The organism is Nguyenibacter vanlangensis, from assembly GCF_013376155.1.
Taxonomy (GTDB): Bacteria; Pseudomonadota; Alphaproteobacteria; order Acetobacterales; family Acetobacteraceae; genus Gluconacetobacter; species Gluconacetobacter vanlangensis.
Window position 1 is genome coordinate 1 of the sequence record NZ_JABXXP010000073.1, and the last position, 9,125, is coordinate 9,125.

Genomic DNA, 9,125 nt, shown 5'->3' on the forward strand with positions numbered 1-9,125 from the left:
GCCAGCGCCGCCGCCAGGGCGTCACCGACCGATCGCCAGCCCTGCGCGGCATCGGTCGCGATATTGGCCGGACCACCCTGCCCCTCGCCCAGCATCACCCCCTCCGGCGTGACCAGGCGCAGCCGCGTCCCCGTGCCGCCCCCGTCGATTCCGGCCAGCAGGCGCACCACGCCCTCCGTCACCGGTCCTGCCGCCGCAGCAAAAACAGCGCCTGCTCGCCGAACAGATTGGCCAGCCGGATGGACCGGCGCCACGGCGCCCGCTCCCCGTCCTCGTCCACCGCCATCCATTCCTCGACCACATATCCTTCCTCGCGGCACAGCATCAGGAAATCCAGGATCGTGCAGGGATGGATGTTGGGCGTCTCGTACCACGGCGTATGCCACACCGCCGTCATCGGCATCCGCCCGCCCAGCAGCAATTTCAGCCGCAATTGCCAATGCCCGAAATTGGGGAAGGACACGATGGCATGCCGCCCGATGCGCAGCATCTGGCGCAGCACCTCGCGCGGCCGCTCCACCGCCTGCAGGGTACGCTGCAGCACGACGTAATCGAACGCATGCTCGGGATAATGCGCCAGGTCATGGTCCGCGTCGCCATGCATCACCGGCAGCCCGTGGGCCACCGACCGCGTGACCTCCTGCATGTCGATCTCGATCCCCTGCGCGTCGCACCTCCTGGTGCGGAACAGGTAATCCAGCAACGCCCCGTCGCCGCTGCCGATATCCAGCACGCGGGTGCCGGGCCGGATCATCTCGGCGATCAGCCGCTGGTCCAGGCGCATGGCTCAGCCGATCCGCGCATGTTCGGCGGCGCCGGACAGGAATCCGCGCACCGTCCGGTCGAAATCGGGCTCGTCCAGCAGAAAGGCGTCATGCCCCTTGTCGCTCTCGATCTCGACGAACGACACGTTGGCCGCCGCCCGGTTCAGCGCCCGCGCCAGCGACCGCGCCTGCGTGGTCGGGAACAGCCAGTCCGAGGAAAAGGACACGATGCAGAACCGCGTGCGCGTCCCCTGGAACGGCCGCGACAGGTCCCCGTCATGGTCGGCCCCGAGATCGAAATAATCCATCGCCCGCGTGATCGTCAGATAGGAATTGGCATCGAAGCGCCGCACGAAGGACGATCCCTGGTGCCGCAGATAGCTCTCGACCTCGAACATCTCGCCGAACAGCGACAGCGGATTGGCCGGCCCGTACGGGTCGCGCCGGGTGCGCCGCCCGAATTTCCGGGTCAGCGCCTCCTCCGACAGGTACGTGATGTGCGCCATCATCCGCGCCACCGCCAGCCCGCGCGCCGGAATCGCCTCGCGCTCCCAGTACCGCCCGCCATGCCACTCCGGATCGGCGAAGATCGCCTGGCGGCTGACCTCGTTGAAGGCGATGTTCTGCGCCGAGTGAAACGGCGAGGTCGCGATCGGCATGGCCGCGAACACCATGTCGGGAAAGGTCGCCGCCCATTCCAGCACCTGCATCCCGCCCATCGACCCGCCGATGACGGCGAACAGCCGCGCGATCCCCAGCCGGTCGATCACCAGCTTCTGCGCCCGCACCATGTCGCGGATGGTGATCGGCGGAAATTCCGTCCCCCAAGGTTCCACTCTCCGGGGTTCCAGCCCCGGGCCCTCTCCGCCGCGCGGCGAACGCGGGCCGGTCGAGCCCATGCACCCGCCCAGCACGTTCATGCAGATGACGAAGAACCGGTCGGTATCGATCGGCAGCCCCGGCCCGACCATCCGGCTCCACCAGCCCGGCTTGCCGGTCAGCGGATGCCGCTCCGCCAGATACTGGTCGCCCGTCAGCGCATGGCAGACGATGATCGCATTGTCCCGCGCCGCCGACAGCGTCCCATAGGTGCGATAAGCCACCTGCACCGGCGCCAGATGAACCCCGCACTCCAGATGCAGCCCTTCGGGGAACAGCATGTGCTCGTGCTGAAGCGGGGCAGGCAGGGTCTGATCCATCGCGTGGGCCGACATTCCGACAAAAGAGGGACAGCAAGGGCGCAGGCTGCGTCCTATGACACCGGCGCCCGCCACGCGCAACTGCCTGGACCATCGCCGTCCCGGATCGCATGGCCTCGATCTGGCAAGATGGCAGACAGACAGGCAGACAAGACGGGCAGATAGGACGGGGCCGATCGGGCCGCATCCCGCCCCTGCCCCGCTTCACCGCATCGTGTGCGCCCCACCCGCTCCCACCCCTGCCGCGGCGGGCTATGCTCGCCCTCGGCCGGGGCACCCGCCGCCCCACCGGCAAAGCGGAAACAGCCCGGAGAACGGCCTGCGACCAACCGGGCAAGCTGCAAGGAACCGACCCGATGCGCATCACCAAATACGGCACCGCCCACTGGGCCGGCGGCCTGAAGGACGGCAAGGGCACCGTCTCCACCGAAAGCGGCGCGCTGTCGGCGCAGCCCTACGGCTTCAACACCCGCTTCGAGGGCGTGGCCGGCACCAACCCCGAGGAACTGATCGGCGCCGCCCACGCGGCCTGCTTCGCCATGGCGCTGTCGGCCATCCTGGGCGAGGCCGGACTGACCGCCACCGCGCTGGATTCCAAATCCGTCGTCACTCTGGAAAAACAGCCCGATGGCTTCACCGTCACCGGCGTCCACCTCACCCTCGCGGCCACCATCCCCGGCGCCACCGAATCCCGGTTCCACGACCTCGCCGCCAAGGCCAAGGCCGGCTGCCCGATCTCCAGGCTGCTGAACGCCCCCATCACGCTGGAAGCCACCCTGAGCACCTGAGGACCCGAGCACGCGGATACCCGCCTGGGGCGACCCGGCGGGCAAGTCCGGCATTCCGCGCGACGCAACGGCAGGCGACGTGCGGTGTTTCCCTTATGATCGTCATGTATGGTCGTCATGTCCGGAGAGAAGTCCGATGCCGAACGACACGTTCCCGATCGATCTGGGTCGCCTGAAGCCGCTGCGGCTGGACCCCAGGGTCCCGACGCTTTCCGACGAGGCGAAGGCGGTGTTGAAACACAATATCCAGATCTGCCGCGACGCCATTGTCTTCTTCACCGCGCTGGCGGGCGCCAAGGGCCTGGCAGGTCATTCCGGCGGCCCGTACGACACCGTCCCCGAGGTGATGATCGTGCGGGCTTTCATCGCCGGCGGCGCGCCGATCGTTCCGATCTTCTACGACGAAGCCGGCCATCGGGTGGCGACCCAGTACCTGTTGAGCGTGCTGAACGGCGACATGCCGGCTGAAAAATTGCTGCATTATCGCGAATACGGCAGCGGCCTGCCCGGCCATCCGGAGAAAGAACTGACCCCCGGGTTGGCGTTCAGTTCGGGCCGCCTGGGCCATCTCTGGGCCTTCTGCAACGGCGTCGCCATGGCCAACCCGGGAAAATCCGTTATCCTGCTGGGATCGGACGGCAGCCAGATGGAAGGCGACGACGCCGAGGCCGCGCGCCTGGCCGTCGCGCAGGGGCTCAATATCAAGCTCCTCATCGACGACAACAATGTCACGATCGCGGGGCATCCCCAGGAATACATGCCCGGCTACGACCTGACGCGCACCCTGGCGGGGTATGGCCTGACGACGGAAACGACGATGGGCGAGGACCTCGAGGCACTGCATGTCGACCTCTGCCGGGCTTTCGACAATCCGGCTCCGCATGCCGTCGTCATCAAGCGCCCGATGGCGGTGGGGATCGGAAAAGTCGAGGGCGACATCCACGCGCACGATGCCCTGAAGACGGACGTGGCGATTGCCTATCTCGAAAACCGGGGCGGCTATGACGACGCGATCGCCATGCTCAGGGCGGCGAAGCCCGACAAGAGTCCGCTCACCTATCGCGGCTCGTCAGGCGAGGGGAAGAACCGGGACGATTTCGGCAAAGTCGTCAACGAGATCCTGGATGGAATGGACGAGGAGACCCGCAGGGCCAGCGTGCGGGTGTTCGACAACGACCTCGAAGGGTCCTGTGGCCTCCATCACATCAGGAAGAAGCATCCCGAGGTGTTCGTGAAGGCCGGGATCATGGAGCGGGGCAATTTCTCGGCCGCCGCGGGCTTTGGATCCAGCGAAGGAAAGCAGGGGATTTACGCGACCTTCAGCGCGTTCCTCGAAATGATCGTCAGCGAAATCACCATGGCGCGGCTGAATTTCGCCAACGTGCTGGCTCACTTCTCCCATAGCGGGGTCGACGAGATGGCGGACAACACCTGCCATTTCGGCATCAATTCGATGTTCGCCGATGGCGGGATCAGGCCGCTTCACGGCGAAGACGCGACGCGCCTCTATTTCCCGGCGGACCAGTATCAATTCTCCGCCTGCGTGAAGCGCATATTCAAGGATCCCGGGCTGCGGTTCGTTTTCAGCAATCGGGCGGCCGTGCCGGACATCCTGGCTGAGGATGGCAAGCGGTTTTATGAGGGACGCGCCTTCGCGCCGGGTATCGACGACCTGGTGCGGGAAGCGAAGAACGGCGGCGGCTATGTGGTCAGCTTCGGTGAAACGCTCTACCGCGCCCTGGATGCGGTCACCGGACTGCGAGAGGACGGCATCGATGTCGGGCTCGTCAACAAGGCGACCTTGAACGTCGTCGACCCCGCGATGATGGCCCGGCTCGCCAAGGCGCCCTGGATATTGGTCGCGGAGGGCTGGAATGTGAAAACGGGCCTGGGCAGCCGCTTCGGCAGCCACTTGCTGCGGGCGGGCTTCCGGGGACGGTACAATCACATTGGCGTCCACATCGAAGGCTGCGGCGGCCTCTGGCAGCAGCAAGGCAATCAGGGCCTGGATTCCGACGGAATTGCCAGGGCCATCCGCGCGCTGGCTTAGGGCATCATCCGACCGGATGGGCGCATCCGGTCGGATAAAGATGCTCGCCGAAACAATGCGCCAGAGCCAGGTCCCGTTCAAACGGATGGCGTCTCCATCACCTTCCCATCCCGGGCGCCGCAGCGCCCGGCACGGGTTCAAGGCCAGGATTTGCCGGTCTGGGCGCGGTGGCGGAGAGCATGATCCGCCAGCACGCAGGCCATCATCGCCTCGCCCACCGGCACGGCGCGAATCCCCACGCACGGGTCGTGCCGCCCCTTGGTCATCACGTCGACATTCTCGCCGCCGCGCGTCACCGAGGCCACCGGGGTCAGGATCGAACTGGTCGGCTTGACGGCAAAGCGCGCCACTACCGGCTGGCCGGTGGAAATCCCGCCCAGAACACCCCCGGCATGGTTCGCGCCGAAGGTCAGGCGCCCATCCTCCATGCGCATCGGATCGGCGTTTTCCTCGCCGGTCAGCGCGGCGGCGGCGAACCCGTCGCCGATCTCGACCCCCTTGACGGCGTTGATGCTCATCAGCGCCATCGCCAGGTCGGAATCCAGCTTGCCATAGATCGGCGCGCCCAGCCCCGCCGGCACGCCCTCGGCCACGATCTCGATCACCGCGCCGGCCGACGACCCCGCCTTGCGCACCGCCGAGAGATAATCCTCCCACACCGGCACCATCGCGGCATCGGGGCAGAAGAACGGGTTGCCCTCCACCACGTCCCAGTCCCAGCGCGCCCGGTCGATCCGGTGCGGGCCGATCTGCGTCAGCGCGCCGCGAATGCGCACGCCCTCCCCCAGCACGATGCGCGCCACGGCTCCCGCCGCCACCCGCATCGCCGTCTCGCGGGCCGAGGATCGGCCGCCGCCGCGATAATCGCGAATCCCGTATTTCAGGTCATAGGCCACGTCGGCATGGCCGGGCCGGTACCGCTCGGCAATGTCGCCGTAATCGCGCGACCGCTGGTCGGTGTTGCGGATCAGCAGCGAAATCGGCGTCCCGGTCGTCCGCCCCTCGAACACGCCCGATAGAATCTCCACCGCGTCGGGCTCCTGCCGCTGGGTGGTGAATTTCGACTGGCCCGGCCGGCGCCGATCCAGCCAGGGCTGGATATCCGCCTCGCCCAGCGGCAGCAGCGGCGGACAGCCGTCGACGACGCAGCCGATCGCCGGCCCGTGGCTCTCCCCCCAGGTCGTCACCCGGAACAGATGGCCGAAACTGTTGTACGACATGGGGACCTCCCGCCGCCGTCAGTCGCCCGAGACGGAAATATCGGGCGCCGACGGATTCTTCATGCCCACGATATTATACCCGGAATCGACATGGTGAACCTCGCCGGTCACGCCGCCCGCCAGGTCGGACAGCATGTACAGGCCGGCCCCGCCGACCTCCTCCAGCGCCACGTTGCGCTCCAGCGGCGCGTTGTACTGGTTCCATTTCAGGATATAGCGGAAATCGCCGATCCCGTTGGCGGCCAGCGTCATGATCGGCCCGGCCGAAATGGCATTCACCCGGATACCGTCCCGGCCCAGGTCGGCGGCCATATAGCGCACCGACGCCTCCAGCGCCGCCTTGGCCACGCCCATCACGTTGTAATGCGGCATCACCCGCTCGGCGCCCAGATAGGACAGGGTCAGCATCGACCCGCCCGCCTTCATCAGCCGCGCGGCCCGGCGCGCCACCGCCGTGAAGGAATAGCACGAAATGTCCAGCGCGGTCAGGAACGCCTCGCGCGGCGTGTCGACATAGCGCCCGCGCAGATACTGCTTGTCCGCCCACCCGATGGCATGGACCAGGAAATCCAGCCCGCCCCATTCCTCCTCGATCCGGGCGAAGGTCGCGTCGATCGCCGCGTCGTCCCCCACGTCGCACGGCAGCACCAGGCTCGACCCCACCCGCTCGGCCAGCGGCCGCACCCGCTTGCCCAGCGCCTCGCCCTGATAGGTAAAGGCCAGCTCGCCGCCTTGGGCGGCCACCGCGCTGGCGATCCCCCAGGCGATCGACCGGTCATTGGCCACGCCCATGACAAGCCCCCGCTTGCCCTTCATGAGGGTGCCGGTGGCCGGGACTTTGGACGTTCCATCTGACATGGTAGGATATCCTATGGGTTGGAGGGGGTTGGAGGGAGCATGATCGGATCGGCGCCGTGGTTGCACAAGCGGGCGCGCGCGACAAGATCCGAGGAAACGCGCGCCGCCGGTTTTGCCGGCCCCGTGGCACGGATCCCCCGGGGCCGGCCCGCGGAGCGAACCGACACGACATTCAACATGACATACCAGATATAACGGAATGGAAACGACGCCATGACCGCCGCGCTGATCGACCTGGGATCGGACCCTTTCACCCTCTTCGCCGCCTGGATGCAGGACGCCGAGCAGGCCGAACCCAACGACGCCAACGCCATGGCCCTGGCGACCGCCACGCCGGACGGCCGCCCGTCGCTGCGCATGATCCTGCTCAAGGGCGCCGACGCGCGGGGCTTCGTCTTCTATACCAATCTCGAAAGCCGCAAGGCCGGCGAACTGGCCGAAAACCCGCAGGCCGCCCTGCTGTTCCACTGGAAGAGCCTGCGCCGCCAGATCCGCATCGAAGGCACGGTTCAGCCCGTCACCGAAGCCGAGGCCGACGCCTATTTCGCCAGCCGCTCGCGCATCTCCCGCCTGGGCGCCATCGCGTCCGACCAGTCGCGCCCCCTGGCCGACCGCGCGATCTTCGAGGACCGCCTGGCCACGCTCCAGGACCGCTATCCCGAAGGCGCCGCCATCCCCCGTCCCGCGAACTGGTCCGGCTTCCGCGTGGTGCCCGACCGGATCGAATTCTGGCAGGATCGCCCCCACCGCCTGCATGATCGCGCCGTCTGGCTGCGCCGCGGCGCGGGATGGGAGGTCACGCGCCTCTATCCCTGATCCCCGTTCCTCTGCTCTTATCTCAGCCTGTGCCCAGGATGCCGTTCGCCAGGTCCTCGTTTTCAGGACCGCGTTCATAGGATGACGGAGACATGCACTTGAAAATCATACAGAAAATCCTTCTGCCTCTGAACGGAACCTCCAATGCCGAAGGCGCCCTGACCACCGGCCTGCTCTTCGCCCGGCAGTTCGGCGGCCATATCGCGGCACTCCATGTCCGCGCCGACAGCCGCGAGGTCGCGCCGCTGGCCGGCGAGGGCCTGTCCGGCGCGATGGTCGAGGAAATGATGTCGGCGGCCGAGCGCGAGGGCGCGCGCCGGGCCCTCTCGGTGCGCGAGGCATTCGACCATTTCACCCTGCAGAACGGCATCGCCGTCACCGGCCCCATCCCGCCCTTCCACGGCAACCCGACCGGCACCGCCACCGCCAGCTTCGTCACCATGACGGGCCGCGAGCACGAAGTCGTGACCTACCGCGCCCGCCTCTCCGACGTCACGATCGTCGCCCATCCCGATTCCGGCGAGGAAGTCTCCTCCTCCGAGACCCTCCACGCCATCCTGTTCGACAGCGGCCGCCCGGTGATCATCGCGCCGCGCCAGGTGCCGCAGACCGCCGGCCGGCGCATCTGCATCGCCTGGAACGGCACCGCGGAAGCCACCGCCGCCCTGCACCACATCCTCCCCTGGGCCGCCGAGGCCGAGGCCGTGCGCATCCTCTATTCCGCCGACTATCAGCGCCGCGGCCCCGAAGCCCGCCATGCCGCGGAATATCTCGCCATCCACGGGATCGAGGCCGACCTGCTGGAATTCAGCAATCCCGACGAAACCGTCGGCGCCAACCTGCTGGCCGCCTGCCGCGATTTCGGCGCCGACATGCTGACCATGGGCGCCTATTCCCACTCGCGCCTGCGTCAGTTGATCCTGGGCGGCGTCACCCGCCACGTCCTGGAAAACGCCGAACTGCCGGTGCTGATGAGCCGCTGATCCCGCGCTAGTGTCCTGCCCGAGAAATTCTTATGAGAATTTCTCGGATCAGCAGGCCACTAAAATATTGATTCCAGTGTCTTTTCGATTCCAAAATTCGCAAGCGAATTTTGGAATCGGGACACTAGGACTGCGCAGTATTATGCGCAGTCCCGCGATGGCGGCCGTCCCTTGCCGGTCCCGTCCGCCAACGCCCGCCGCATGGGGGCCATGCCGATTACTACATCTTCATGACGTATATTCCGCTTGAATATCCGCGATAGAGGCATTAGATCGGCCAAAAGCACGAACATTTTTCGTGCAATAGGGAATGTGGATCGTGACCGTGGAGATAGACCAGACGATCATCGACGCCATCGTGCAGGCTGGGGCGCAAGCCGGGGCGCAGGCAGATGCACAGGCCGGCGGCACGTCCGCCGTCCTGCGCGCCGCGCTCACCGGCCCGCT

The 9,125-nt window shown here is 67.0% G+C and carries 8 protein-coding genes and 1 pseudogene; 4 read left to right on the top strand and 5 right to left on the bottom strand.

The genetic code is table 11. The features are described 5' to 3' along the window. The 3 genes and pseudogenes from HUK84_RS06310 to metX all read right to left on the bottom strand — a co-directional run. Nucleotides 1–182: pseudogene (locus tag HUK84_RS06310) on the bottom strand (hypothetical protein); the annotation flags it as partial. After that, a complete protein-coding gene (metW, locus tag HUK84_RS06315) occupies nucleotides 179–784 on the bottom strand; it encodes a methionine biosynthesis protein MetW (RefSeq protein ID WP_176639522.1) in 606 nt (201 codons plus the stop codon). The gene metW and the pseudogene HUK84_RS06310, both read right to left, overlap by 4 nt. 3 nt (nucleotides 785–787) lie before the next feature. Then, complete coding sequence (metX, locus tag HUK84_RS06320) at nucleotides 788–1,963, bottom strand: homoserine O-acetyltransferase MetX (protein ID WP_176639523.1); 1,176 nt, start codon at nucleotides 1,961–1,963, stop codon at nucleotides 788–790. Between the two features lie 356 nt (nucleotides 1,964–2,319). Here metX and HUK84_RS06325 point away from each other — a divergent pair, with 356 nt between their 5' ends. Together HUK84_RS06325 and HUK84_RS06330 are read left to right on the top strand one after the other, a co-directional pair. Further along, a complete protein-coding gene (locus HUK84_RS06325; RefSeq protein WP_176639524.1) occupies nucleotides 2,320–2,751 on the top strand; it encodes an OsmC family protein in 432 nt (143 codons plus the stop codon). 136 nt (nucleotides 2,752–2,887) lie between these two features. Continuing rightward, on the top strand, nucleotides 2,888–4,801 hold the full coding sequence (locus tag HUK84_RS06330) for a transketolase C-terminal domain-containing protein (protein ID WP_176639525.1): 1,914 nt from the start codon (nucleotides 2,888–2,890) through the stop codon (nucleotides 4,799–4,801). 137 nt (nucleotides 4,802–4,938) lie between these two features. On the opposite strand, the gene aroC is transcribed toward HUK84_RS06330, so the two are convergent. Together aroC and fabI are read right to left on the bottom strand one after the other, a co-directional pair. Further along, nucleotides 4,939–6,021 (bottom strand): chorismate synthase, encoded by a 1,083-nt coding sequence (gene aroC / locus HUK84_RS06335; RefSeq protein WP_176639526.1) that lies wholly within the window; start codon nucleotides 6,019–6,021, stop codon nucleotides 4,939–4,941. Between the two features lie 18 nt (nucleotides 6,022–6,039). Next, on the bottom strand, nucleotides 6,040–6,879 hold the full coding sequence (gene fabI / locus HUK84_RS06340) for an enoyl-ACP reductase FabI (protein WP_176639527.1): 840 nt from the start codon (nucleotides 6,877–6,879) through the stop codon (nucleotides 6,040–6,042). A gap of 213 nt (nucleotides 6,880–7,092) precedes the next feature. Here fabI and pdxH point away from each other — a divergent pair, with 213 nt between their 5' ends. Together pdxH and HUK84_RS06350 are read left to right on the top strand one after the other, a co-directional pair. Then, complete coding sequence (gene pdxH / locus HUK84_RS06345) at nucleotides 7,093–7,695, top strand: pyridoxamine 5'-phosphate oxidase (RefSeq protein WP_176639528.1); 603 nt, start codon at nucleotides 7,093–7,095, stop codon at nucleotides 7,693–7,695. A gap of 98 nt (nucleotides 7,696–7,793) precedes the next feature. Further along, entirely contained in the window at nucleotides 7,794–8,678 is an 885-nt protein-coding gene (locus HUK84_RS06350) for a universal stress protein (protein ID WP_176639529.1), read from the top strand. Nucleotides 8,679–9,125: the final 447 nt, after the last annotated feature.

Excerpts from the sequence above, each read along its gene's own strand:
- metX (WP_176639523.1), bottom strand. The coding sequence starts at position 1,963 with ATGGATCAGACCCTGCCTGCCCCGCTTCAGCACGAGCACATGCTGTTC.
- fabI (WP_176639527.1), bottom strand. The coding sequence starts at position 6,879 with ATGTCAGATGGAACGTCCAAAGTCCCGGCCACCGGCACCCTCATGAAG.
- pdxH (WP_176639528.1), top strand. The coding sequence starts at position 7,093 with ATGACCGCCGCGCTGATCGACCTGGGATCGGACCCTTTCACCCTCTTC.
- HUK84_RS06330 (WP_176639525.1), top strand. The coding sequence starts at position 2,888 with ATGCCGAACGACACGTTCCCGATCGATCTGGGTCGCCTGAAGCCGCTG.
- HUK84_RS06325 (WP_176639524.1), top strand. The coding sequence starts at position 2,320 with ATGCGCATCACCAAATACGGCACCGCCCACTGGGCCGGCGGCCTGAAG.
- metW (WP_176639522.1), bottom strand. The coding sequence starts at position 784 with ATGCGCCTGGACCAGCGGCTGATCGCCGAGATGATCCGGCCCGGCACC.
- aroC (WP_176639526.1), bottom strand. The coding sequence starts at position 6,021 with ATGTCGTACAACAGTTTCGGCCATCTGTTCCGGGTGACGACCTGGGGG.